The organism is Eremococcus coleocola ACS-139-V-Col8 (assembly GCF_000183205.1).
In the GTDB taxonomy this organism is placed as follows: Bacteria; Bacillota; Bacilli; order Lactobacillales; family Aerococcaceae; genus Eremococcus; species Eremococcus coleocola.
In genome coordinates this window covers 116,821-142,578 of record NZ_AENN01000006.1, presented here as the reverse complement: position 1 = coordinate 142,578, position 25,758 = coordinate 116,821, and the positions used below count along the sequence as shown (strand labels likewise).

Genomic DNA, 25,758 nt, shown 5'->3' with positions numbered 1-25,758 from the left:
TAGTTTAGTCTTTAAAACTCTTGTCAATGATGGCTTTTAAAGTCGACACGGAGTGATCCATTTTAGCTTTTTCGTCGTCATCCAAGGAAATTTCAACGACTTTTTCAATCCCTTTGCGACCGATGACAGCGGGCGCTCCAATAAAGATATCTTCAGCCCCATATTGACCATCTAAGTAAACGGATAGAGGCAGAATACTTTGACTATCAGATAAAATGGCCTTACAAATAGAGGCTAAGGCAGCAGCCACGCCGTAGAAAGTAGCCCCTTTCTTATTAATGATTTCATAAGCTGCGTTACGGACTTTATCAACAATTTTTTCTTCAATATCTTCAATGGGTAATTCTAAGTCCATATTGTGGAGCCAGGCTTGGGCATTTTGGCCGCCAATATTTACATTTGACCAAACACCGAATTCAGTGTCTCCATGTTCGCCCATAATATAACCATGGACACTGCGGGCATCTACATTCACTAATTGAGCGATTTCTTGGCGGAAGCGGGCGGTATCAAGGGAAGTTCCTGAACCAATTACCCGTTCTTTAGGGAAGCCAGAGATTTTCCAAGTAGCATAGGTTAAAATATCTACTGGGTTGGTGGCAACCAAGAAAATACCATCAAATCCTGAAGCAACGATTTCTGTTACGATTGATTTGAAAATTGCTAAGTTCTTATTCACTAAGTCTAAACGGGTTTCACCTGGTTTTTGGGCAGCGCCGGCAGAAATAACAACGATTTCAGCATCAGCACAGTCTGAATAATCAGCTGAGTAAATAGTTTTAGGTCGAGTAAATGGAACAGCATTAGCTAAGTCCATGGCATCTCCGACGGTCTTATCTTTATTCATATCGATAATACCAATTTCACGAGCCACATCTTGTAAAACAAGGGCAAAGGCAAAAGATGAACCGACGGCACCATCACCTACTAAAATAATCTTACCGGAACGTTTTTCTTGTGTCATAAAATATTCACTCCTTAAAATATATTCCTTACTTAGTGAATGTTATCACACAAAATTTTCATTTTCAATCAATGAAGCTTGCTGAAAAGGCTTTCCTATGAAAGTTATGTTATAATGGTTGGGCAAAAGCAATAATAAGAGGAGTTATATAATGAAACTATTTGTTGGACTGGGGAATCCCGGTGAAAAATATGAAGCGACCCGACATAATGTCGGGTTTGCTGTGATTGATCAGTTTATGCAAGATCATGGCTTGGCCATGACTAAACAGAAATTTAGGGCGGACTATGAAATCTGGCATAGTCCCAAAGAAAAAGTCCTTTTGCTTAAACCTTTTACTTATATGAATGCTTCTGGTGAAGCAGTTCTACCGATAATGTCTTATTATGGAATAGGAATGGAGGATTTAGTGGTAGTTTATGATGATTTAGACTTAGATCCAGGCCGGATTCGCTTGCGGCAAAAAGGGTCTTCAGGTGGTCATAATGGGATGAAATCAATTATTTCAATATTGGGGTCTGACCAATTTAATCGAATTCGAGTAGGAATTGGCCGTCCCCATCCAGGTTGGAAGGTCGTAGACCACGTCCTGGCTCCCTTTGATAAAACTGAACAAGTCTTGATTGACCAAGCTGTAGGTCAAGCGGCCTCAGCCTTAACAGACTACCTTGATAACGAGGACTTTATTCAGACGATGAACAAGTTTAATTAATAAATAAAATGGAACTGGACCGTATGGTTTCTTCCTTTATTTTATAAATATTATATGAGAGGAAAGCAGATGCAAGTAGAATTAAATCGAAATGCTTTTCAGGAAAGTATTCAACAAATTAATGCGGATAAAAAGAGAAAACTCCCCTACTTAATCACGGGCTTAGATGGGTCAGCCCGTGCTATTTATCTTGCTCAATTATTTCAAGCGAGACCGACGACGATCTTGATTGTGGAAAGTTCAGACCTACAGATGCAAGAATTGAGTCAAGACTTAGCCCATATTTTACCTGAGGTGCCGGTTTTAACCTATCCTGCGGATGATAATCTTGCGATTGAATATGCCCAAGCTTCGATGGATTTTGCATCCCAACGAGTGGCGGCCTTAAACTTTTTGGCTCAAGGACAACCGGGTTTTGTTCTAACGACTTTAGCGGGTCTACGCCAGAAATTAAATCCGGTTGACCAATGGGTGGCCTATAATAAGATTATCCAGGTCGGCCAAGAGCTAGACCGGCAAGCCCTATTAGATACGCTGATTGCCTTATCTTATAAGTCAGTCAATATGGTGATGACTCCGGGTGAGTTTTCAGTTCGAGGAGGGATTGTTGATTTCTATCCTTTAGATAGCGACTATCCAGTCCGCTTAGACTTTTTCGATAGTGAAGTGGACTCGATTCGTTATTTTAATGCTGAAACCCAAGAATCAGTGGAACAAATAGATGAAGTAATTTTAAGCCCAGTTCAGGAATTGATTTTCCCGAATTTCATGCAATTAATGGTTGCGGATGAGCTGAAGAAACGAGCTAAAAAATACCTGGATAAGGTGAAAGATCCCGCTATAAAAAATAATTTACAAATAAATTTACTGGGTGATTTAAAGAACTTGGCTGACCATAATGAACCTTTAAAATATGCCTCAGCCTTCTTTGGTTTAATTCCTGAGACGAGCTCGCTCTTAGATTATTTACGTTATGATGGTCACTTGGTCATCAATGACTATGCCAAATTACAACAAGAGCAAGTCCAACAAATTGAACAAAACCATTATTGGATTGAGCAAGAAATTGAAAAAGGACAACTAATTCCTAATTTACCCATTAAATGGGACTTCGAAGACCTAGTAAAGAATTTTTCTGGTTCGACTTTACATTTTTCCGTGCTCCAACGAGGTTATGTCGCCATGGCATTGGCGGGACTATTTAATTATAAGTACCAGACTATGACCCCTTATTTCAGTCAAATGCCCATGATTATTGATGATCTTCAAACCTGGCTCAAACAAGGTTATGTGGTCCAAGTGGCTTTGCCGAGTAAGAAACAGGTCTTGAATTTTCGTCAAGCTTTAGCTGATCACGGTTTTGATAAGGTTTATTTACAAGATGAGCAACCGATTCAAGCGAACCGGGTCAACTTGGTCACCTTGGATCTCTCTAAGGGATTTGTTTTATCAGAGCAAGCTTGGGCTTTAGTCACCCACCATGACCTATTTAAAGAAGTGAACCGTCCCAGAGGTCGGGTCCGTCAACCTCATTTATCTAATGCAGAAAAGATTAAGTCTTATAATGAATTATCTGTAGGGGACTATGTGGTCCATCTTAATCATGGGGTCGGCCGTTATACAGGCATGGAAACCCTAGAAATGAATGGGGTCCACCGGGATATGTTGGCCATTGAATATCAAAATAATGCCCGGGTTTTGATTCCCGTGGACAAAATTCATTTAATCCAAAAATATGTCTCGTCTGAATCTAAAACCCCGAAAATTAATAAATTAGGGGGGACAGAGTGGGCCAAAACTAAGCAAAAGGTCCAAGCTACGGTTGAAGATATTGCCGATGATTTAATTAAACTATATGCTAAACGGGAAGCCGAAAAAGGTTACCGTTTTAGCCCGGATACACCGGAACAGTCAGAATTTGAACAAGCCTTTGGTTTTGTGGAAACGCCTGACCAATTAACTTCCAGCCAAGAAATCAAGGCCGATATGGAAAAAAGTCGGCCCATGGACCGGCTTTTGGTGGGTGATGTGGGTTACGGTAAAACTGAAGTAGCTATGCGGGCAATCTTTAAGGCAGTGATGGATGGCAAGCAAGTGGCTTTCTTGGTGCCGACCACTGTCTTAGCTCAGCAACATTATAATACCCTCCAGGCTCGCTTTAATGATTGGCCCTTTGAAATTGGTCTCTTGAGTCGGTTTGTGTCTCGGGTCCAACAGAAGGAAACTATTGCTAAGCTTAAAAGCGGAGCAGTTTCAATTGTGGTCGGAACCCACCGTATCCTGTCGAAGGACATTGTTTTTAATGACTTGGGCCTCTTAATTGTCGATGAAGAGCAACGGTTTGGGGTTAAACACAAGGAACGTTTGAAACAGCTCAAGGCTCAGGTGGATGTCTTGACCTTGACGGCGACGCCGATACCGCGAACGCTGCATATGTCTATGATTGGGATTCGTGACTTGTCTGTGATTGAAACGCCACCCAATAACCGATTTCCGGTCCAAACCTATATCATGGAACGGAATGAAGGGGCTATTAAAACCGCCATTGAACGGGAGATGGCACGGGGCGGTCAATGTTTCTATCTCTATAACCGGGTGGCAACCATCTACCAACGGGCGGATGAAATCAGCCAGCTCGTGCCCCAAGCCCGAGTTGCGGTAGCCCACGGCCAAATGTCCGAAACAGAATTGGAAACCGTACTGGTGGACTTTATCCAAGGTCTCTATGATGTTTTGGTGACAACCACTATTATTGAAACAGGGGTTGATATTCCTAATGCCAATACCCTGTTTGTCGACCATGCAGATAAAATGGGGTTATCGACCCTCTATCAATTAAGAGGTCGGGTCGGTCGGACCCACCGGGTGGCTTATGCTTATCTTATGTATGAACCCTTTAAACAATTAAGTGAAGTGTCAGAAAAGCGCCTGAAAGCCATCCGGGAATTTACTGACCTAGGATCTGGTTTTAAAATTGCTATGCGGGACTTGTCGATTCGCGGCGCCGGTAACTTGCTTGGTAAGCAACAGTCTGGCTTTATCGATTCTGTCGGTTATGACCTTTATACCCAGATGTTAAAAGAAGCCGTTGACCAACGTAAAGGGATTAAGAAGAAACAATCTCAATATGAGTCCCAAGCTATTGAATGGAATGTGGACGTGGACGCTTATCTTCCTAAAGATTATATTCAAGATGAACGGCAGAAAATAAATATGTATAAGGCAATTCAACAAATCGATTCTGAGGAAGCCTATCGTAGCATCCAAGACCAGCTAATTGATCGTTTTGGAGAGTTTCCAGACCAAGTGGCTGACTTGTTAGATATTGCCTTAATTAAGTATTACGGCTTAAAATCTGGTATTGAAGAAATTAAACAAGACCGGCAGCGAATTGTGGTCACCTATAATGAACGGGCCAGTATGAAACTTAAAGGGCCGAATATTTTCCAAGCCTTACAGGAAGTCCCGTTAAAAGCCGAAGTTACCGTAAATGGGGGTAAATTAGCCATCCGTTTATTAGTCCAAGGCAAGGTGTCTTATCAATGGTTGCCTGCCTTAAAAGCTTTAGCGAAAGAGTCAATGTCCATTGTTAATCAAGGAGAGGAGCAAGAATAATGCGGTTAGATAAATTTTTGAAAGTATCTCGTTTAATTAAACGTCGGTCAGTTGCTAAAGAAGTGGCAGACCAAGGACGGGTCTTAATTAATGATATTGTGGCTAAGTCATCGGCTACTGTTAAAGTAGGTGACGAGATTACCATTCGCTACGGAAATCGAACCCTAGTAATTAAAGTTGAAGCCCTCAAGGATTCAACAAAAAAAGAAGATGCCGACTCAATGTACTCTGTTTTGGCAAATGAACGGTCAGCGGATGAAGTTTAACAATCAATAATTTATTGTCTGAATTTCCTTATTTTGATGGAAATTAACCAGCTTTATTGATATACTCGATAAGAGCAAGGAGGTGTCACCATGCAAGCACAAGGCAAGTCAAAGGTTGTTTATTTGAATCAACAACCAGGTAATTATAAAGAAAATCAAGGCCGCTCGCAGCAGTCTGTCAAGCGTCCGCTTGTTATTGCGATGGTAGGCCTCGCTTCAATTTTTATTTGTAGTGTGCCGATTTTTACAGCTCTACAAGCGCAATCGGTTAACCAAGAAAATCTTTTGCAGGCAAAAGCTCAGTATCAAGAAGTCCAAGCGGCCCATGCTAAACTACAAGAAGAAGCACAACGTTTAAACGACCCTGAATATTTAGCCCAAGTTGCACGAAAAGATTACTATTATTCTAAAGAAGGCGAAATTATCTTTAAATTAGAGGGTCTCGAAGATGACGGCTTTGATCAAGCCGCTCAAGCCAATCGCCCCTAAAACTATTCAGAGAATCTAAGGAGGATATTGTTATTTATGTCATTGGAAGTTGGCGCTAAAGTAAAAGGGAAAGTTGTCAGTGTCAAAAATTTTGGAGCATTTGTGTCTCTATCCGATAATGAATCAGGCCTAGTTCATATTTCTCAACTCTCAAATTCATTTGTTAAAGATATTAATGATTTCATCAAAGTTGGCGATGAAGTTGAAGTTAAGGTCATTAAGATTATGCCCGACGGTAAAATTAATTTATCGATGAAAGATGATGATGCAAAAGCATCTGATGATAAAAAACAGTCTAAGAACTTTAAACCAAGACCCAAAAAGGATGATTTTCATAAGAAAGATTCCAATAATTTTGCTAATGGTCCCAAAAACAAACCGAAGTTTGTATCGTCAAGTAATCATTCTTTTTCAGAATCATCCACCAATGATTTTGACCAAATGATGAATCGTTTCTTGAAGGATTCTGAAGATCGGTTAACGTCTCTTAAACGGAACACTGAAGGTAAACGTGGCGGCCGTGGTGGTCGTCGAACATAATTAGATAGTTATTATAGATAGCGGGGGCGGGACAGGAGTGCGGCTAGGTAAAAGGGCTAGCCCCTTTTCTCGCCCTCACTCGGCTGTTTTATAAGCAGCCAGGGAAACATTAAATCACTTAGGGAGGCTGGATGATTGACCAGCCTCTTTTTATAAGCAAGAGTCGCTATTAAGATGGGAGGCCGCGATGGAAGCTTTATTAAAACAAGTAAAGGCTAGTTTTGACGCTTGGCCCCAGTGGCAGCAGACCGATAAATTAGTTATGGGTGTTTCAGGTGGCCTCGATTCGATGGTGCTTTTGGACCTGATGATTAAGTTGCTTGCCCTGAAAGAAAATCAGGGAAAGGAAATTATTGTGGCTCATTTCAACCATCATTTGCGGTCAGATGCTGACTTGGATGCTAGTTTGGTCGAATCTTTTTGTCATCACCATCAGCTCACTTATTTTATCGGTGAATGGCAGGAACCTAGCCATAAAAATACTGAAAGTTTGGCACGCGAGGCACGCTATCACTTTTTTGCTAATGTCCTGGCCGCTAGTCAAAGCCAGGTCTTAGTTACAGCTCATCATTCCAATGATTTAGCCGAGACTTTAATGATCCGCCTCATTCGAGGAACTTCTTTTAAGGGCTTGGCGGGGATTCGTCGATATAGTCAGCGAATTCTCACAACTGATCAAGGACAGGGTGTGGCTACAGACTTAGTTCGCCCCTTATTGTCAATAAGCAAAGCAGAATTGTTGGATTATGCTGAACATTTTAAGTTAGAATATCGCGAAGATTCGACCAACTCTTCGCGTCATCATTTAAGGAATCGAGTGCGGCAGGACCTGTTACCGTGGTTAGAAGGTGAAAATCCGCAATTTCTAGCAAATTTAGAGAGTATGACCCAAGCGGCGGCTGAGGCCTACCAAGAAAATTTTGAAACCTACATGGCCCAGGAAGATCAATTAGTCCTTGCCTTAGGTGAAAATGGCTGGATTCTGGACCGCCCAACTTGGCGTCAATTATCAGCTAGTAGGCGGCGGACATTTTTAACCATTTTTATTGAAGAACGTTTGATTGCTGATCTAGGGTCTTATAACAAACGCTTATTAGACCAGTTGGACCAACTAATCTGTGATACTGCGAGTCCCAACCAAGGCTTGAATTTACCCAGTGAATGGTATGTACAACGGAATTACGACCAAATTCGGATATTTAATAGAAGTAAAGAGCTTGGACCTGAGGAATCTGTTGATGACAGTGACTTCCATCCTCTGACACAATTAAATAAATGGATCTGGGTGGATGAATGCCACCGGGTTGGTATTTTCCGAAAAGAGCAAGTTTCCCACAAGCTATTAAGTGAAGCTCAATGTGTCCTCCCGCTGAATATCGATATTAAGCAACCGATTAATTATTTACTAAGGCACCGGCAGCCAGGAGACCAAATCCGATTACAAGATGCAAGTGGGCGCATTTTTCATAAGAAATTGGCCCGGGTCATGATTGACCAAAAGCTTCCAAAAAATATACGAAACCAAATTTGGCTTTTGGTAGACCGGCAAAATCAAATTATGGCTTGCTTACCTAATATTAAAGCGGCCCACCCAACCATTGTGAGTCAAGAGTTTGCGACTTATTTATTTCTGTATCAAACCATAGAGCAAATTTCCAAAGTATGATAAGATTAGACCTATATTTAGAAAAAGGAGCATACCCATGTTAGATAAAGATATTGAGAGAGTCTTAGTTAGTCCTGAAGAAATTCATGCAGCGGTCGTGCGTCTAGGTGCACAATTGACCCAAGATTATCGGGGCAAAGAAGTGGTCGTAGTCGGTATCCTCCGAGGGGCAGCGGTCTTTATGGCTGACATTGTTCGTGAGATGGATATTTATCTTGATATTGATTTTATGGACGTTTCTAGTTATGGTGAAGAAACTGAATCATCGGGTGAAGTTAAAATTATCAAAGACTTAGATACGCGCTTAGAAGGTCGTCATGTCTTAGTAGTTGAAGATATTATTGATACCGGCCGCACGCTTAACTATTTGGTAGAGTTGTTTAAATACCGGAAAGCAGCTTCAGTCAAGGTTTGTACCTTATTGGATAAGCCTGAACGTCGAATTGTTAAAAACTTAATTCCTGATTATGTTGGTTTAGAAGTGCCTAATGAATTTGTGGTTGGGTATGGCCTTGACTTTAAGCAAAAATATCGTAACCTACCTTATATTGGGGTACTTAAACCTGAAGTTTATCAATAAACATTATGCTTCATCTTTTTAAAATGTTTATGGTATAATTTTTAAATGCTAACTAAATAAATAACTAAAGGAGAAATGCTTGGATGAACAATCGTAATTTAAAACCAAAATTTCCAAGAGGCATCCTATTCTATGTAGTGATGGTTTTGGCTTTATTTGGTGTATTTCAAGCTTTTACCGGTTCCCTGTCCCAGTTTGGCCAGGTTGATGAAATTAATTCAAGTGAATTCATGACTCAATTGGAAGCAGGTAAAATCGACAAGTTTGAAATTCAAATTGGCTCTGGCGTCTATAGTGTCCAGGGTGACTATAAGGAAAAAAATAGTAAAGAAGAAACCGATTCTTTTATTTCTATTTTTGAAAGCTCAGATACTGCTAAGAAATTTAAAACTGAAATCTTAGGTAATGATGCCACCCTTAAAACTGTGACTGATCTTGCTAAGGCCAGCAAAACTGAAATGAAGTCTTTGCCTGAGTCCAGTGCAGGCATGTGGTTGTCCATGTTACCTTATTTCTTCTTGCTGATTCCTACCTTCTTTATTCTTTATACCATGATGCAACAAGGTGGCGGCGGCCGTGGCGTGATGAACTTTGGTAAGAGTAAATCAAAAGAGGTCTCTAAGCAAAATGTTAAAGTACGTTTCTCAGACGTTGCCGGAGCAGAAGAAGAAAAACAAGAATTGGTCGAAGTGGTTGAATTCCTAAAAGATCCAAAACGCTTTACAGCCTTAGGAGCTCGGATTCCAGCTGGGGTCTTATTAGAAGGCCCTCCAGGAACAGGTAAAACATTACTTGCTAAAGCTGTTGCAGGTGAAGCCGGTGTACCATTCTTTAGTATGTCTGGATCTGAATTCGTTGAAATGTTTGTTGGGGTCGGTGCTAGCCGGGTCCGTGACTTGTTTGAAAATGCTAAAAAAGCTGCACCAGCTATTATCTTTATTGATGAAATTGATGCAGTGGGTCGCCAACGGGGCGCCGGTATGGGCGGTGGCCACGATGAGCGGGAACAAACCCTTAACCAATTGCTAGTTGAGATGGATGGTTTTGAAGGCAATGAAGGAATCATTGTCATGGCAGCCACCAACCGGTCTGATGTCTTAGACCCTGCCTTATTACGTCCTGGACGTTTTGACCGTCAAATTCTCGTGGGTAACCCTGATGTTAAAGGTCGGGAAGCTATTTTACGCGTCCATGCCCGCAATAAGAAATTAGCTAAAGATGTAGATTTAAAAGTGATTGCTCAACAAACACCTGGCTTTTCTGGGGCTGACCTTGAAAACTTATTAAATGAATCCGCCTTAATTGCAGCGCGTTTTAACCGCAAAGAAATTACTGCGGCAGATGTTGACGAGGCTCACGACCGTGTGATTGCAGGTCCTGCTAAAGCTGATAAACAAATTTCTCAAGCTCAACGCCGGACGGTCGCTTTCCATGAAGCTGGTCATACGGTTGTAGGGATGGTCTTATCTGATGCGCGGATTGTCCACAAAGTAACGATTGTACCGCGGGGACGCGCGGGCGGTTATGCTATTATGTTACCTAAGGAAGACCAATATATTGTGACGTATAAAGAATTATATGAACAAGTGGTCGGTCTATTAGGTGGTCGTGTAGCGGAAGAAATCGTCTTTAACCATAAATCAACGGGGGCTAGTCAAGACTTTAAACAAGCGACTGCGATTGTGCGGTCAATGGTAACCGAATATGGTATGTCTGATAAGTTGGGTACAGTTCAATACGAAGATGATTCCAAACCGTTTGCGGGTCGTCAGTACGGTCAACATGCGGCTTATTCTGAAAATATTGCCTTTGAGATTGATAACGAAGTGCGTCGTATTATGGAAGAAGCCCATCAAGATGCAACCGAAATTATCACAGCTCACCGTCAACAATTAGATGTCATTGCTAACAAGTTGTTAGAAATTGAAACCTTAGATAAACGTCAAATTAAATCCTTGTTTGAAACAGGTCATATGCCACTTGATTCAGATGAAGAAGAGGCAGAACAAGAGCCAGAAAAGGCTGATAGTTTTGAAGAAGCTAAGGAAAAAGCTCAAGAAGAAGCTGATCCAAGTCAAGCTGGAGCAGCCCCAGGGGCATCTGAAATCAATCCAACCGATAAACCAGTGGATTCAGACCCTAATTTGTAATTAAATTTAAAAGGACCGAGCGAAAGAGAGCATCTTGTGCTTTTCCGTTCGGTTTTTTCATGGGACAAAAGAAAGGAAAGACCAATGACGGATCAATTAATGAAGGCGCTAGCCTTTAATCAAGAAGTAAGACTCTTTGTGGTCAAGGCAACAGAAACAGTGGAAGAGGCCCATCAACGTCATGATACTTGGCAAACTGCGACTGCAGCCCTTGGTCGGACCTTGATTGCGACCAGTCTTTTAGCGGCTAATTTAAAAGGAAAAGATCGACTTAATGTCGTCGTTGATGGTCAAGGTCCGCTTGGCCGGATTATGGCTGAAGCCTATAATGATGGCCGCGTCCGGGGCTTTGCTAGTCAGCCTCATGTTGCTTTACCTTTGAATGCGGCCGGTAAAATTGATGTAGCCGGTGGGGTAGGTTTACCCGGCACCTTGATTGTCAAGAAGACGATCGAAGATTCTTTGGAACCGTATGTCGGCCAAGTCCCCTTGGTTTCGGGTGAATTGGGGGAAGACTTTACTTATTATATGGCTGTATCTGAACAAACGCCTTCCGCTATTGGCTTATCTGTCTTAGTGGCCCCGGATGAATCGGTCTTGGCCGCGGGGGGCTTTATGATACAAGTCTTACCAGGTGCCAGTGAAGAGACAATTACTGCCTTGGAAGACCGACTACAAGCCTTGGGACGTTTTTCTGATTTGATTGACCAAGGTAAATCTTTAGAAGAACTAGCAGATATTTTAGTAGGGGCAGGCAATTACCGCGAATTAGACCGGCAGGCCCTTTCCTTCCATTGCCCTTGTTCCAAGGGCTACTACCGTAATCGGCTAGCTATGATTGGAAGCCAAGAACTCAAGACGATTATTGCTGAAGACCATGGCGCTGAAGTGGTCTGTCATTATTGTAATGAGGTTTATCAATTTAGTGAAAGTGATTTACAGGCTATGGTTGCTGAAATTGAACAGAGGTCTGAAGACTTGGATTAATGGATAATTTTAAGTCCAAAGCCGGTCAACGATTGTAAAAATATAGAAAATATGTTTAAATGCTAATGATAGAGTATTTCAGAATAAGGAGTGACATGGGTGTTAGATAAAGAAAAAGAAGTACAGGTAGAAGATTTAAATGATCAATTAATTGTTCGTCGTGAAAAAATGGCTGAATTATTTGCAGCGGAAGACGCTAAACCTTTCGATTCAGGTTTCCAACGGAGCCATTTATCACAAGAACTTATTTCAAGTTATGATCAATACGATAAAGAATATTTTGAAAATGAAGTTAAAATTCAAGTGGCTATTGCGGGTCGTTTAGTCTCTAAACGGGGTAAAGGTAAAGCTGGTTTTGCCCATATTCAAGATATGGCTGGCCGAATCCAAATCTATGTGCGTAAGGATGCAATAGGCGAAGACCGTTATCTTTGGTTCAAGCAAGCTGACTTAGGCGATATTGTTGGAGTGAAAGGATATGTTTTCAAGACGAATACCGGTGAACTTTCAGTCCACGCAGAAGAATTTTATCCTCTAACTAAGGCTTTACGTCCGCTACCAGATAAATTCCATGGCTTAACCAATGTGGAACAAAGGTATCGTCAACGTTATCTGGACTTGATTTCTAATGATGACAGTCGTCAACGTTTCATCAATCGTTCGATGATTATCCGGCAAATCCGGCGTTATTTGGATGACTTGGGTTACTTAGAAGTTGAAACCCCTGTTTTACATAATATAGCAGGTGGGGCAACTGCTAAGCCATTTATCACCCATCATAATGCTTTAGATATGGAATTATATCTACGGATTGCAACTGAACTCCATTTAAAACGTCTCGTAGTCGGTGGCTTTGAAAAGGTTTATGAATTGGGAAGGGTCTTCCGGAATGAAGGAATTGATACTACTCACAACCCTGAATTTACAACCATTGAAATTTATACGGCCTATTCTGTGTATACAGACTGCATGGACCTAGTGGAAAATCTGATCCGGACAGTTGCTAAAGAAGCCATTGGTCAAACCGTGATTGACTATGCGGGTCAAAAAATTGATTTAGAAACGCCATGGGCACGTCGTCATATGGTTGATATGATTAAGGAATATACGGGGGTTGATTTCTGGCAAGAAATGACCTTTGAAGAAGCTAAAGCATTAGCCAAAGAACACCATGTGCCATTAAATGACCATGATAATACGGTAGGTCACGTAATCAATAACTTCTTTGAAGAATACTGTGAAGATAAATGTATTCAACCAACTTTTGTATACGGACATCCTGTGGAAGTTTCACCACTCGCTCGTAAGAATGATGAAGATCCGCGCTTTACTGACCGCTTTGAATTATTCATTGTTGGTAATGAATACGCCAATGCCTTTACCGAGTTAACGGATCCAATCGATCAAAGAGAACGGTTTGAAGCGCAAATGGCTGAAAAAGATGCTGGTAATGATGAAGCTCATCCTGTGGATGATGACTTCTTAGAAGCTCTTGAATATGGTATGCCACCTACTGGTGGTATCGGAATTGGGGTCGACCGCTTGGCGATGCTCCTAACTGATGCTCAGTCAATTCGTGATGTTTTACTGTTCCCAACTTTAAGAAATAATTAAATATCTTGACTAGCCAGATGGCTAGTCTTTTTTTATGTTTTAAATTTTTATTGGGATAATTTATATGGGAAATCATGGTGATCATAAGCTAATTAAACATAATAATCACAAAATACATTTGTCATATAAATTAGGTTTTGAAAATACAAATAGCCAAGTCCTATCATAAAAGGGCTTGGCTATTTGTCTAGTTAAATTTAAAAATAAAAAGTTAAGAAATTGCGTGGTAGATGGTCTGCATTTCTTGGTCTATCGCGAATAATCGCTCAGAGATAGTTTGTAACTCATCCTCATACTGGGCCACTTTCTCATTACCATCATTTTTATATCGTAGTTTATGTTCCAAACTAGCCCACATATCCATGGAAATGGTACGGATTTGAATTTCAACTGGCATATAATTGACACCGGTTGAAAGGAAGACGGGAACAGAAACAACGATATGTAAACTACGATAACCAGAGGCTTTGGGGCTTTTAATATAATCCTTGCGTTTCAACAGGGAGATATCATGTTGTTGTAGGAGGAGTTTTTCCAATTGATAAATATCCTCGACATAATTTGTAATCACTCGAATTCCCGCAATATCAAGAATTTCCCGTTTTAAATTAGGAATACTTAATTTAACTTGAAAACGACGTGCTTTATTAACTAGACTTTCAAAGCTTTTAAGACGAGATTCAATATGGTGGATCGGGTTATGGTTATAATTTACTTGAAATTCATTATCGAGATTTTCTAATTTAGTAGCGACTTCGTTTAGGGCAGCTTCATAAACTTGATAGAGTCGGACATAGTCCGACAATTCCTCGATTAAGGCTTCTGTTTCTTGATAATTTTCAGAAGGGGTGAGTGAAGCGAGTTGTTTTCTTAGACTTTGAATATTTAAGGTATTTTTACGACTTAATAACATAAGCATCTCCTTTGACATTACGATACCAAGCCAATTTCTTGGCAGGTTGCAGTAACCATTATATAATAAAATCATGAAAAAGGAGGGAATATTATGGAATTAGTTCGTGAAGGTCAAGCAATTCGTTCATATAATGAAGCAGGGGAAAAGATTGCAGAAATTACTTTTCCGGTAACTGCAGATGCAAACGTAGTGGATGCTAACCATACTTTTGTTTCACCGGAACTCCGTGGCCAAGGTGCTGCAGGTCAATTGCTAGACCGCTTGGTGGAAGAAATGGATAAAGAAGGTAAGAAGATTAAAGCGACTTGCCCATATGTGGTACGTAAATTTGAGGAAGAACCTGAAAAATACAACCATATAAATGTCGATGCAAAATAAGTTAAGAAAAGAAGCTATATTTAGGCTTCTTTTTTTATATTTTCCTTGACCCCAGTCTTTATTAGTGTTAAATTATTTAAGGTGTTTTAATGTCAGATTCCTGATAACCAGTCGTGCTGACTGCTTTAAAACCACCTGATGCTAGCAATCCCTTGGGGGTTGCCTAACTTTTTATCACATATGACACACTTGGATGTGTGGACTAGGAATTAGGAGAGGAGGACCTATAAATGCCTACAATTAATCAATTGATCAGAAAGCCTCGTAAGAGCAAAACTTCTAAATCAAATTCACCAGCATTAAACGTTGGTTACAACAGTTTCAAACGTTCTCAAATCACTACTATGTCACCTCAAAAACGTGGTGTATGTACTCGTGTGGGAACCATGACACCTAAGAAACCGAACTCTGCTTTACGTAAGTATGCCCGTGTTCGTTTATCAAACTTGATGGAAGTAACTGCTTATATCCCAGGTGAAGGCCACAACTTACAAGAACATAGTGTTGTTCTTATTCGTGGTGGACGTGTAAAAGACTTACCAGGGGTACGTTACCATATCGTACGTGGTGCTTTAGATACTTCAGGTGTTAACGACCGTAAACAAAGTCGTTCTAAATACGGTGCAAAACGTCCTAAAGGCTAAGCCAAAAAATAAATATATACTCGATTAACTTACAAATGAAGGGAGGAAAGTGAATGTCTCGTAAAGGAAGAGCGCCAAAACGTGAAGTTTTGCCAGATCCAATTTATAATTCACAATTAGTAACTCGTACAATTAACCGTATTATGTTAGACGGTAAACGTGGAAAAGCTTCTAAAATTTTATACTCAGCTTTCGACATTATCCGTGAAGAAACTGGGAATGAACCATTAGAAGTCTTCGAACAAGCAATTGAAAACATTATGCCATTACTTGAAGTTAAAGCCCGCCGTGTTGGGGGATCTAACTACCAAGTCCCAGTTGAGGTTCGTCCAGATCGTCGTGTCACACTTGCATTACGTTGGTTAGTTAACTATTCACGTTTACGTGGTGAAAAATCTATGGAATTAAGATTTGCCCGTGAAGTAATGGATGCTGCTAATAATACTGGTGCATCAGTGAAACAACGTGAAGATATGCATAGAATGGCAGAAGCTAACAAAGCTTTCGCACATTACCGTTGGTAATCTATTTCAAACTATGGTATTGTCACTCTAGAAACGATGTAAATGAAATCTCAAAAAATGAAAGAGGGGTAAAAACCGATGGCAAAAAGAGAATTTTCTCTTGAAAACACTCGTAATATCGGTATCATGGCTCATATTGATGCTGGTAAAACAACGACCACTGAGCGTATCTTGTATTATACCGGTCGAATCCACAAAATTGGGGAAACTCATGAGGGTGCTTCCCAAATGGACTGGATGGAACAAGAACAAGAACGTGGAATTACCATCACTTCTGCAGCAACAACTGCACAATGGAAAGGGTATCGCGTAAACATTATCGACACCCCAGGGCACGTGGACTTCACGGTTGAAGTAGAACGTTCATTACGTGTACTCGATGGTGCTGTCACTGTTTTGGATGCGCAATCAGGTGTAGAACCTCAAACTGAAACAGTTTGGCGTCAAGCTACCACTTATCATGTACCACGTGTGGTATTTGTTAATAAGATGGATAAATTAGGCGCAAACTTCTTAGATGCAGTTGATTCTATCCATGATCGTCTTCAAGCAAATGCCCATGCGGTTCAATTACCAATTGGTGCTGAAGATAACTTTACAGGTATTATCGACTTAGTAACCATGGAAGCATGGCAATATGCTGATGATTTAGGAACTCAAATTGATAAGATTGAAATTCCTGCTGACTTAAAAGATAAAGCTGAAGAATTACATGACTCATTAATCGAAGCTGTGGCTGATTATGATGAAGAATTAATGATGATGTACCTTGACGGTGAAGAAATTTCTGTTGACCGTCTAAAACAAGCTATCCGTAAAGCTACCCTATCTGTTGAATTCTACCCAGTATTCTGTGGATCAGCCTTCAAGAATAAAGGGGTTCAATTAATGCTTGATGGTGTCATTGATTACTTACCTGCTCCAACTGACGTACCACCAATTATTGGTACTGTTCCAGGAACAGAAGAAGAAATAGCTCACCATGCGGATGACTCAGAAGCTTTTGCGGCTTTAGCCTTCAAAGTGATGACTGACCCATTCGTAGGTCGTTTGACCTTCTTCCGTGTGTATTCAGGTACACTTGAAGCTGGATCATATGTCTTAAATGCAAGTAAAGACAAACGTGAACGTGTCGGCCGTATTCTTCAAATGCATGCCAACCACCGTCAAGAAATCCCAGAAGTATTTTCTGGTGATATTGCCGCAGCTGTTGGCTTGAAAGATACCGGTACCGGTGATACTTTATGTGCTGAAGACACACCAGTTATTCTAGAATCAATGGAATTCCCTGAACCAGTTATCAACGTAGCAATTGAACCAGATTCAAAAGCTGACCAAGATAAAATGTCCCAAGCTTTAGCAAAACTTGCTGAAGAAGATCCAACCTTCCGTGCAACCACTGACCATGAAACAGGTCAAACAATTATTGCCGGTATGGGTGAACTTCACTTGGATATCATTGTTGACCGTTTGAAACGTGAATTCAAGGTAAATGCCTCTGTAGGTGCGCCACAAGTATCTTACCGTGAAACCTTCCGTCAAGCTTGTCAAGCTGAAGGTAAATTCGTTCGTCAATCAGGTGGTAAAGGTCAATATGGTCACGTTTGGGTTGAATTCACACCTAACGAAGAAGGTGGCGGTTTCGAATTCGAAAACGCAATCGTCGGTGGTGTGGTACCACGTGAATATATCCCAGCAGTTGAAGCCGGACTTAAAGATGCTATGGAAAATGGTGTCTTAGCTGGTTACCCATTAGTAGACGTTAAAGCTAAATTATATGATGGTTCTTACCATGATGTCGATTCATCTGAAACGGCCTTCAAGGTAGCTGCTTCATTAGCCTTACGTGAAGCTGCTAAGAAAGCTCAACCAACCATCTTGGAACCTATGATGGCGGTAGAAATTACAGTTCCTGAAGAATATTTAGGGGATGTAATGGGACACGTAAACTCTCGTCGTGGACGTGTTGAAGGAACAACTATGCGTGGTAATGCGCAAATCGTGAAAGGTTTCATTCCATTATCAGAAATGTTTGGATATGCAACTACCTTACGTTCTTCTACTCAAGGACGTGGTACTTTCTCTATGCAATTTGACCACTATGAAGCAGTTCCTAAATCTATCCAAGAAGAAATTATCAAAAAACATTCTGGCAATTAATTTGTTAGAAACTAGCTGATTTGTTAGGGATTATATTGTTGAAATCCCTAACAAGACACGCTATAATTAACTTTGATAGGTGTTTATTGAATCTATTATCCAATTATTAGGAGGAATAAGAATGTCAAAAGAAAAATACGAACGTACGAAACCCCATGTTAACATTGGTACATTAGGCCACGTTGACCACGGTAAAACAACTTTATCAGCTGCGATCGCAACTGTATTAGCAAAACACGGTTTTGGTGAAGCTAAAGATTATGCTTCAATCGATAACGCACCAGAAGAAAAAGAACGTGGAATCACAATCAATACTTCTCATATCGAGTATGAAACTGAAAACCGTCACTACGCTCATATCGACGCTCCAGGACACGCGGACTACGTTAAAAACATGATCACTGGTGCTGCTCAAATGGACGGCGCTATCTTAGTAGTATCTGCTGCTGATGGTCCAATGCCTCAAACTCGTGAACATATCTTGTTATCACGTCAAGTAGGTGTTCCTTACTTCGTAGTATTCTTAAACAAAGTTGACCAAGTGGACGACGAAGAATTACTAGAATTAGTTGAATTAGAAGTTCGTGATTTACTATCTGAATACGATTACCCAGGAGATGATATCCCTGTAATCGCTGGTTCTGCTTTGAAAGCCTTAGAAGGTGACGAAGCTCAAGAAGAAAAAATCATGGAATTAATGGCTGCAGTTGATGAATATATTCCAGAACCACAACGTGAAACTGACAAACCATTCATGATGCCAGTCGAAGACGTGTTCTCAATCACTGGTCGTGGTACTGTTGCAACTGGCCGTGTTGAACGTGGTCAAGTTAAAGTTGGTGACGAAGTTGAAATCGTTGGTATCCACGATGAAACTAAGAAAACTACTGTAACTGGTGTTGAAATGTTCCGTAAGATGTTAGACTTTGCTGAAGCAGGGGATAACATTGGTGCTTTATTACGTGGTGTTACTCGTGAAGATATCGAACGTGGTCAAGTATTAGCAGCTCCTGGATCTATTACTCCACATACTAAATTCAAAGCTGAAGTTTATGTATTATCAAAAGAAGAAGGTGGACGTCATACTCCATTCTTCTCTAACTACCGTCCTCAATTCTACTTCCGTACAACTGACGTAACTGGTGTTGTAGAATTACCAGAAGGTACTGAAATGGTAATGCCTGGTGATAATGTAACTATGGAAGTTGAATTAATTCACCCAATCGCTATCGAAGAAGGAACTCGTTTCTCAATTCGTGAAGGTGGACGTACTGTAGGTGCAGGTACTGTAACTACAATCCTTGCATAATTAGTTGATTAATCAAAACACCCTTCGGGGTGTTTTTTTGTGCTCAAATTCTATAAAAACCCTTGCCTTGGGTGCGCAACGAGCTTTTTAGGCTATAGTCAGCTTAAGCAGTATTTAGGTCTAGACGAAGAAATGGTGAATCAACGTTGGCAGTATTTACTGGGGAAGCACCCCAAAGTTTTATTGCTAATGATGGTTGTCTTTTCACCCCTTATCTTTTTACTCCGTTTATCCTAGCTATATTACCAAGAACTACCAGGTCGCTGGCTTAAACGCTTAATTTCCGCGACAGTAGTCATATTAATCTTAATTTATCTCAATAGTCTTAAAAGTCATGTTTTTTATCTACTAGACGGGGGAGGTTTTGTGATGTATCTCTTGCTTTGTTATTACAACGATATGTACGAAACGTAAGTAGTTAGTATATTCCGGTAAATAGTTTAAAATGAGAGGTAAACAGTTATCATTTTAGTAATTATAACAAATATGTTACAATTATTTGTGGAATTATAATAAAAGATAGGAGGATGCTTTAATGAATTATCAAAAGTTTTTTGATTCTATTATGTCAGCTGTTCCAGGGGTTTTAGGGGCTTTGTTAATGCTTATCTTAGCCTTAATTATTGCTTGGGCTTTAAAGAGTTTAATTATTAAAGGTCTAGAGAAGATTGGATTTTCTGATCGCTTAGAAAAATGGGGAATTGCTAAAAACGATGAGGAAGGTAAAACATTCCTAGACACTATTGGCTCCATTGTTTATTTTCTAGTAATCTTATTCTTCTTACCAGCCATTTTAAATGGTTTAAATGTGGGTGGAGTGATGGATCCGATTGTTAATATGTTTAATAAGTTCTTCAACTATATTCCTAATATTGTCTTGGCCATCTTAATTTTAGTGGTGGGTGCATTTTTCTGTAAGTTCGTTCGTCGCTTAATCAAAAATTTACTATCCGGTTTAAATATTGATAAGTGGTATGCCAAGATGACTGGCCAAACTGGTCAAATGGATGTAGATGACCAACAAGTCGCCGAAGTAGTTGCTACGATTATTTACATTTTATTGTTTGTCCCAATTCTTACGGTAGCCTTGGAGACCTTGGGTATCCAATCGATTTCTGTCCCAATTATTAGCATGCTCAATTCTATTTTAGCAGCTATTCCTAATATTATTACAGCAGCTGTCCTATTAATTATTGGTGGTTTTATTGCTAAGTTGGTCGGGGACCTGGTTGAAAACTTGTTAGCAACCACTGGGATTAATAAATATTCTAAGTATCTCAACTTTAACTCGCAAGAATCAGATGTTTCAATTTCTGGCTTAACAGCAGGAATTCTCCGTGGCGTAATTGTCCTCTTCTTTATTGTAGAAGCAATCAATGTGCTTAAGCTTGAAGTCTTAAATACGATTGGTGAAAGTATTATTGCCTACTTACCTTTAGTCCTATCTGCCTTAATTATTTTAGGTATTGCTCTTATAGGTGGTAATATCTTTGCTAATTTCGTGGCTAAGGCCACTGGTAATAATCTAGCTGGCGAATTTGTTCGCTATTCAATTATTATTGTGGGTGCCTTTATGATTCTAGAACAATTACAAATTGCTCAAACGATTGTTAATACAGCCTTTATGATTGTCCTCGGTTCTGTGGGCATTGCAATTGCGCTGGCCTTTGGTTTAGGTGGCCGTGACTTTGCGGCTAAGCAATTAGAAAAAGCGTCTAAAGCCATGGAAGAGGAAGAAAAGAAAGAAGATCATTCTCTGTTATAGGCATAAATTGTCAAGGAATTAAATCAAATAATTATATGGGCTTGGTTGGCTATGTTAAATAGTTGACCAGGCTCATTTTTTTGACCAGTTTTTTTAGTTTCGCTAGTCGGTCAAGTATAATTAGCCGGTAGGATGAGTGATTTTTGGCTAAAAAGGCTTGAAACTTCAGCTCTATTTCGGTAAGATTGATAAGTCTTAATTAAGATAGCTATGGCACTTCAGTGGAGTACCACTCTTTGTCCTTTGGCCATAGTAGACTACTAGGCAGGAAACTGACCTACAAAGGAGCGGATAAAAATGAATCATCAAGGACAGTCTGTAAACTCTAAAGCCCACGATATGACCCTTATGGCGGTTGTTTCAGCCCTCTATGTCGTCTTAACCTTTCTCTTAGCCCCACTGGCTTTTGGACCAGGTTTTCGGATTTCAGAAGGACTAAACTTCTTGGCCCTCTACAATAAACGGCATATTTACGCCATTACGGTGGGTGTTTTTATCGTTAACTACTTTGCTTATGGTATTTGGGATATGGTGATTGGGTCACTGTCATCCTTAGTCTTCCTATTTATTGGTAAATACTTAGCGGAAAAAGCTGCGACTTGGGCTCAAAAAGCAGGTTTTAAAGGCGATCCGATGTTAGTGAAATATGCGATTTTAGCAATTGTTTTCTCATTATCGATGTTTACCATCACTTTAATGATTATCATGCTAGGATCAGGCGATGCCTTCTGGCCGCTTTATATCTCACAAGTTGTGATTGAATTAGGTTCTTTAGCTTTAGGGGCTATCTTCATGTACCCTCTATCTAAACGGATTGATTTCACACGTTAATTTCATAAATGAAACAAGGGGCTAGGCAAACATGCCCAGCTCCGCTAGTTTATATTAAAATAAGAATGATGTCACGGAGGAGTTGACTGGATGGAAACGGCGTCGCAATGCGACTTGTTCCATCCTAGTCAAGAGTGCGCTGGGCAGGCAAGAAGTAGAAAACCACAGATTTTCTACTTCTTGCCTGCTCTCTTTTTTTATAGTCTAATCAAACACGAACTTTATTAAATGTAAGTATAGAAGAAAAATTTAAGCATGTAATTGAGGGTCAAAACCAAGAAAATAAAAATAAAAGGTTTTCATAGAAAAACTTTAATAAAGTGAGGGAAAAGCCTTGCATATGGCGGATTTGTTCGCTATAATACTCTTTGTGCCTTAAAAAAGGGATTGCTATGCCCTAAATTAGTGCATACCCCCCAGAAATGAGTGAGGGGAAGCGTTGAAACGAGAGGTTGCGACACACCCGGTTGAGTTGCCATTGAACGGATGTGACGGTAATTCTTGTGGAGCAAGTCATAATAAGATGAATGACGAAGGAGGAAAACACATGGCAAAACAAAAAATTCGGATTCGTTTGAAAGCATATGAACATCGTGCTTTGGATGTATCAGCGAATAAAATCGTAGAATCTGCGCAAAGAACTGGAGCTAAAACAGCTGGACCAATTCCGTTACCAACAGAACGTTCAGTCTATACAGTTATCCGTTCACCACATAAATACAAAGATTCACGTGAACAATTCGAAATGCGTACCCACAAACGTTTAATCGATATCATTGATCCAACTGCTAAAACAGTAGATGCTTTGATGAAATTAGATTTACCAAGTGGCGTTGACGTAGAAATTAAATTATAAAAATTAAAAAATGGAGGTGTACTCATGACCAAAGGAATCTTAGGAAAAAAAGTCGGTATGACTCAATACTTCACTGAAAACGGAGAATTAATCCCTGTAACAGTTGTTGAAGCTACTCCAAACGTTGTTTTACAAGTTAAATCACTTGAAAACGATGGTTACGAAGCAGTTCAATTAGGTTACCAAGACAAACGCGAAGTGTTAGCCACAAAACCACATAAAGGTCATGTAGCAAAAGCAAATGCTACTCCTAAGCGCTTCATTCGCGAGTTTCGTAATGTTGAGCTAGGATCATTTGAAGTAGGACAAGAAATCACAGTAGAAACTTTCGAAGCCGGTGACATCATTGATGTAACGGGTACATCTAAAGGTAAAGGATTCCAAGGTGCCATCAAGCGCCACGGACAATCTCGTGGACCTATGGCTCACGGTTCTCGTTACCACCGTCGTCCTGGTTCAATGGGTATGGCGTCAGATGCTTCTAAAGTATTCAAAGGCAAAAACCTACCAGGTCAAACCGGTGGCGAACAAGTAACAATCCAAAATCTTGAAGTTGTAGCAGTTGTAGCTGAAGACAACTTAATCTTGATTAAAGGAAACGTCCCAGGACCTAAAAAATCTTTAGTAGAAATCAGAACTGCAGTTAAAAGCAATTAATTAAGAGAGGAGGAACGAGAGAATGGCAAAAGTAACATTATTTAAACAAGATGGCAGCAATGCAGGAGAAATTGAATTAAATGATGCAATCTTCGGGATTGAACCAAACCAAAGCGTAGTTGTTGATGCAGTTATCATGCAAAGAGCTTCTCAACGTCAAGGTACTCACGCAGTGAAAAACCGTTCTGCTGTACGCGGCGGTGGACGTAAACCTTGGAGACAAAAAGGTACAGGTCGTGCCCGTCAAGGTTCAATCAGATCACCACAATGGGTTGGTGGCGGAACAGTATTCGGCCCAACACCTCGTTCATACAGTTATAAATTACCTAAAAAGATGCGTCGCTTAGCAATTCGTTCAGCCTTATCACAAAAAGTGATTGATAACGAATTTGTTGTAGTTGACCAATTAGAAGCTACTAAGACTAAAGAATTCAAAGCAATCTTATCTAACTTAGATTTGAACCGCAAAGTATTACTTGTCTTAGAAGATAACAATGAAGCAGTCTTCAGAGCTGCTCGTAATATTCCAAATGTGAAAGTAATCGACCAAGGTAATGTCAATGTCTTAGATGTTGTAAATTATGATAAGGTCTTAATTACTCAAGCAGCATTAGCAACAGTAGAGGAGGCATTAGCATAATGGAATTTTCAGAAGTTATCTTACGTCCAGTAATCACTGAACAATCAATGTTAGCAATCGATGACAAGAAATATACTTTTGAAGTTGATCGTCGTGCTAATAAAAACCTTATCAAACAAGCTGTTGAAGCAATGTTTGAAGGCGTAAAAGTTGCTCAAGTAAATACTGTCAATGTTCGTGCTAAAAAGAAACGTATGGGTCGTTACGTAGGTTTCACCCGTCGTTACAAAAAAGCAATTGTAACATTAACAGCTGAATCCGCAGACATCGAATTATTCGGTGAAGGCGCTGAAGAAGAATAATTCTTAAACAATCTTTAAAGTAGGAGGGAAAACGCGTGGCGATTAAACATTATAAACCAACTACAAACGGTCGTCGTAACATGACTGGTTATGATTTTTCAGAAATTACAACGAACAAACCTGAAAAAACATTACTAGAATCAAAAAAACAAAATGCTGGCCGTAATAGTCAAGGTAAAATCACAGTTCGTCATCACGGTGGCGGTCATAAACGTGCTTACCGTGTGATTGACTTCAAACGTAACAAAGATGGTGTCATCGGAACCATCGCAACAGTTGAATATGATCCAAACCGTTCTGCAAATATTGCATTAGTTCATTATGAAGACGGTGTGAAAGCTTATATTATTGCCCCTAAAGGCATTAAAGTAGGTCAAAAAATTGAATCTGGTGAAAACGCCGATATCCAAATCGGTAACGCCTTACCATTGGTTAACATTCCGGTCGGTACATTTATCCACAACATCGAATTAAAACCTGGTAAAGGTGGACAATTAGTTCGTTCTGCTGGAGCAAGTGCCCAAGTATTAGGGCAAGAAGGTAAATATACCTTAGTTCGTTTAGCTTCAGGTGAAGTTCGTATGATTCTTTCAACTTGTCGTGCAACCATTGGAACTGTTGGTAACGAACAACATGAATTGATTAACTTAGGTAAAGCTGGTCGGACAAGATGGTTATCTGTTCGTCCAACTGTCCGTGGTTCTGTAATGAACCCTAACGATCACCCACACGGTGGTGGTGAAGGACGCGCTCCAATTGGTCGTCCAAGTCCAATGTCACCATGGGGCAAGAAAACAATGGGTACTAAAACACGTAACCCACGTAAGAAATCTAGCAAGTTAATCATTCGTGGTCGTAAAAAATAGACCGTAGTACATAATATGAAGGGAGGCTACACTTTTGAGTCGTAGTTTAAAGAAAGGGCCTTTTGTCGATGGCCATCTCATGAAAAAAGTAGAAGCTCAAGCAGATAGTCCTAAGAAATCAGTTATTAAAACTTGGTCTCGCCGTTCAACCATCTTCCCTAACTTCATTGGTTTAACCATTGCAGTTTATGATGGCCGTAAACATGTGCCAGTATATATCCAAGAAGATATGGTCGGACATAAATTAGGCGAATTCGTTCCAACACGGACCTATAAAGGTCACGCAGCGGACGATAAAAAGACCGCTAAACGCTAATAAAGGAGGGG

At 40.2% G+C, this 25,758-nt stretch carries 25 protein-coding genes; 23 read left to right on the top strand and 2 right to left on the bottom strand.

Features of this window, described 5'->3' with window-relative positions:
* Positions 1-4: 4 nt before the first annotated feature.
* Positions 5-964 (bottom strand): L-lactate dehydrogenase, encoded by a 960-nt coding sequence (locus HMPREF9257_RS02290; protein WP_006417735.1) that lies wholly within the window; start codon positions 962-964, stop codon positions 5-7.
* 151 nt (positions 965-1,115) lie between these two features.
* Between HMPREF9257_RS02290 and pth the strand changes: the two genes are divergently transcribed.
* From pth to lysS, 10 genes are all read left to right on the top strand, one after another.
* Positions 1,116-1,676 (top strand): aminoacyl-tRNA hydrolase, encoded by a 561-nt coding sequence (gene pth / locus HMPREF9257_RS02285; protein ID WP_006417825.1) that lies wholly within the window; start codon positions 1,116-1,118, stop codon positions 1,674-1,676.
* A 69-nt stretch (positions 1,677-1,745) separates the two neighbouring features.
* On the top strand, positions 1,746-5,291 hold the full coding sequence (mfd, locus tag HMPREF9257_RS02280) for a transcription-repair coupling factor (RefSeq protein WP_006417922.1): 3,546 nt from the start codon (positions 1,746-1,748) through the stop codon (positions 5,289-5,291).
* Positions 5,291-5,557, top strand: coding sequence for an RNA-binding S4 domain-containing protein (locus tag HMPREF9257_RS02275; RefSeq protein WP_006417833.1), 267 nt, complete (start codon positions 5,291-5,293; stop codon positions 5,555-5,557). Before mfd ends, HMPREF9257_RS02275 begins: the two co-directional genes overlap by 1 nt.
* Positions 5,558-5,647: 90 nt before the next feature.
* Positions 5,648-6,046: an FtsB family cell division protein gene (locus HMPREF9257_RS08695; protein WP_006417751.1), complete on the top strand. Its 399-nt coding sequence runs from the start codon at positions 5,648-5,650 to the stop codon at positions 6,044-6,046.
* A gap of 36 nt (positions 6,047-6,082) precedes the next feature.
* Positions 6,083-6,586, top strand: coding sequence for a S1 domain-containing RNA-binding protein (locus tag HMPREF9257_RS02265; protein WP_006417802.1), 504 nt, complete (start codon positions 6,083-6,085; stop codon positions 6,584-6,586).
* A gap of 187 nt (positions 6,587-6,773) precedes the next feature.
* The gene (gene tilS, locus HMPREF9257_RS02260) at positions 6,774-8,252 is read left to right on the top strand and encodes a tRNA lysidine(34) synthetase TilS (protein ID WP_006417887.1); all 1,479 of its coding nucleotides are present in this window, start codon (positions 6,774-6,776) and stop codon (positions 8,250-8,252) included.
* Positions 8,253-8,289: 37 nt separating this feature from the next.
* Positions 8,290-8,832 (top strand): hypoxanthine phosphoribosyltransferase, encoded by a 543-nt coding sequence (hpt, locus tag HMPREF9257_RS02255; RefSeq protein WP_006417818.1) that lies wholly within the window; start codon positions 8,290-8,292, stop codon positions 8,830-8,832.
* Between the two features lie 83 nt (positions 8,833-8,915).
* Positions 8,916-10,982 (top strand): ATP-dependent zinc metalloprotease FtsH, encoded by a 2,067-nt coding sequence (ftsH, locus tag HMPREF9257_RS02250; RefSeq protein WP_006417774.1) that lies wholly within the window; start codon positions 8,916-8,918, stop codon positions 10,980-10,982.
* Between the two features lie 84 nt (positions 10,983-11,066).
* Positions 11,067-11,969, top strand: a complete 903-nt coding sequence (gene hslO / locus HMPREF9257_RS02245) for an Hsp33 family molecular chaperone HslO (protein ID WP_006417789.1) — start codon at positions 11,067-11,069, stop codon at positions 11,967-11,969.
* Between the two features lie 99 nt (positions 11,970-12,068).
* Positions 12,069-13,583 (top strand): lysine--tRNA ligase, encoded by a 1,515-nt coding sequence (gene lysS / locus HMPREF9257_RS02240; protein WP_006417750.1) that lies wholly within the window; start codon positions 12,069-12,071, stop codon positions 13,581-13,583.
* A gap of 211 nt (positions 13,584-13,794) precedes the next feature.
* On the opposite strand, the gene HMPREF9257_RS02235 is transcribed toward lysS, so the two are convergent.
* The gene (locus HMPREF9257_RS02235) at positions 13,795-14,496 is read right to left on the bottom strand and encodes a GTP pyrophosphokinase (RefSeq protein WP_006417785.1); all 702 of its coding nucleotides are present in this window, start codon (positions 14,494-14,496) and stop codon (positions 13,795-13,797) included.
* Positions 14,497-14,589: 93 nt separating this feature from the next.
* On the opposite strand from HMPREF9257_RS02235, the gene HMPREF9257_RS02230 reads away from it, so the two are divergent.
* The 13 genes from HMPREF9257_RS02230 (at position 14,590) to rpsS (ending at position 25,747) form a co-directional block, all read left to right on the top strand.
* Positions 14,590-14,877 (top strand): GNAT family N-acetyltransferase, encoded by a 288-nt coding sequence (locus HMPREF9257_RS02230; protein ID WP_006417771.1) that lies wholly within the window; start codon positions 14,590-14,592, stop codon positions 14,875-14,877.
* A gap of 230 nt (positions 14,878-15,107) precedes the next feature.
* Positions 15,108-15,521, top strand: coding sequence for a 30S ribosomal protein S12 (gene rpsL / locus HMPREF9257_RS02225; protein ID WP_006417819.1), 414 nt, complete (start codon positions 15,108-15,110; stop codon positions 15,519-15,521).
* Between the two features lie 53 nt (positions 15,522-15,574).
* Entirely contained in the window at positions 15,575-16,045 is a 471-nt protein-coding gene (gene rpsG, locus HMPREF9257_RS02220; RefSeq protein WP_006417761.1) for a 30S ribosomal protein S7, read from the top strand.
* Positions 16,046-16,123: 78 nt separating this feature from the next.
* Positions 16,124-18,205: an elongation factor G gene (gene fusA / locus HMPREF9257_RS02215; protein ID WP_006417914.1), complete on the top strand. Its 2,082-nt coding sequence runs from the start codon at positions 16,124-16,126 to the stop codon at positions 18,203-18,205.
* Between the two features lie 121 nt (positions 18,206-18,326).
* The gene (gene tuf, locus HMPREF9257_RS02210) at positions 18,327-19,514 is read left to right on the top strand and encodes an elongation factor Tu (protein WP_006417826.1); all 1,188 of its coding nucleotides are present in this window, start codon (positions 18,327-18,329) and stop codon (positions 19,512-19,514) included.
* Between the two features lie 535 nt (positions 19,515-20,049).
* Entirely contained in the window at positions 20,050-21,279 is a 1,230-nt protein-coding gene (locus HMPREF9257_RS02205) for a mechanosensitive ion channel (protein WP_006417860.1), read from the top strand.
* A 297-nt stretch (positions 21,280-21,576) separates the two neighbouring features.
* A complete protein-coding gene (locus tag HMPREF9257_RS02200) occupies positions 21,577-22,110 on the top strand; it encodes a QueT transporter family protein (RefSeq protein WP_006417760.1) in 534 nt (177 codons plus the stop codon).
* A gap of 547 nt (positions 22,111-22,657) precedes the next feature.
* Positions 22,658-22,966 carry a 30S ribosomal protein S10 gene (rpsJ, locus tag HMPREF9257_RS02195; protein ID WP_006417872.1) on the top strand — a complete coding sequence of 103 codons (309 nt, stop codon included), beginning with the start codon at positions 22,658-22,660 and terminating at the stop codon, positions 22,964-22,966.
* A 24-nt stretch (positions 22,967-22,990) separates the two neighbouring features.
* Entirely contained in the window at positions 22,991-23,623 is a 633-nt protein-coding gene (gene rplC, locus HMPREF9257_RS02190) for a 50S ribosomal protein L3 (RefSeq protein WP_006417943.1), read from the top strand.
* 22 nt (positions 23,624-23,645) lie between these two features.
* A complete protein-coding gene (gene rplD / locus HMPREF9257_RS02185) occupies positions 23,646-24,263 on the top strand; it encodes a 50S ribosomal protein L4 (RefSeq protein ID WP_006417792.1) in 618 nt (205 codons plus the stop codon).
* Positions 24,263-24,565 carry a 50S ribosomal protein L23 gene (locus tag HMPREF9257_RS02180; protein ID WP_006417850.1) on the top strand — a complete coding sequence of 101 codons (303 nt, stop codon included), beginning with the start codon at positions 24,263-24,265 and terminating at the stop codon, positions 24,563-24,565. Before rplD ends, HMPREF9257_RS02180 begins: the two co-directional genes overlap by 1 nt.
* Before the next feature lie 35 nt (positions 24,566-24,600).
* Entirely contained in the window at positions 24,601-25,431 is an 831-nt protein-coding gene (gene rplB / locus HMPREF9257_RS02175) for a 50S ribosomal protein L2 (protein WP_006417737.1), read from the top strand.
* 34 nt (positions 25,432-25,465) lie between these two features.
* Complete coding sequence (rpsS, locus tag HMPREF9257_RS02170) at positions 25,466-25,747, top strand: 30S ribosomal protein S19 (protein WP_006417757.1); 282 nt, start codon at positions 25,466-25,468, stop codon at positions 25,745-25,747.
* Positions 25,748-25,758: the final 11 nt, after the last annotated feature.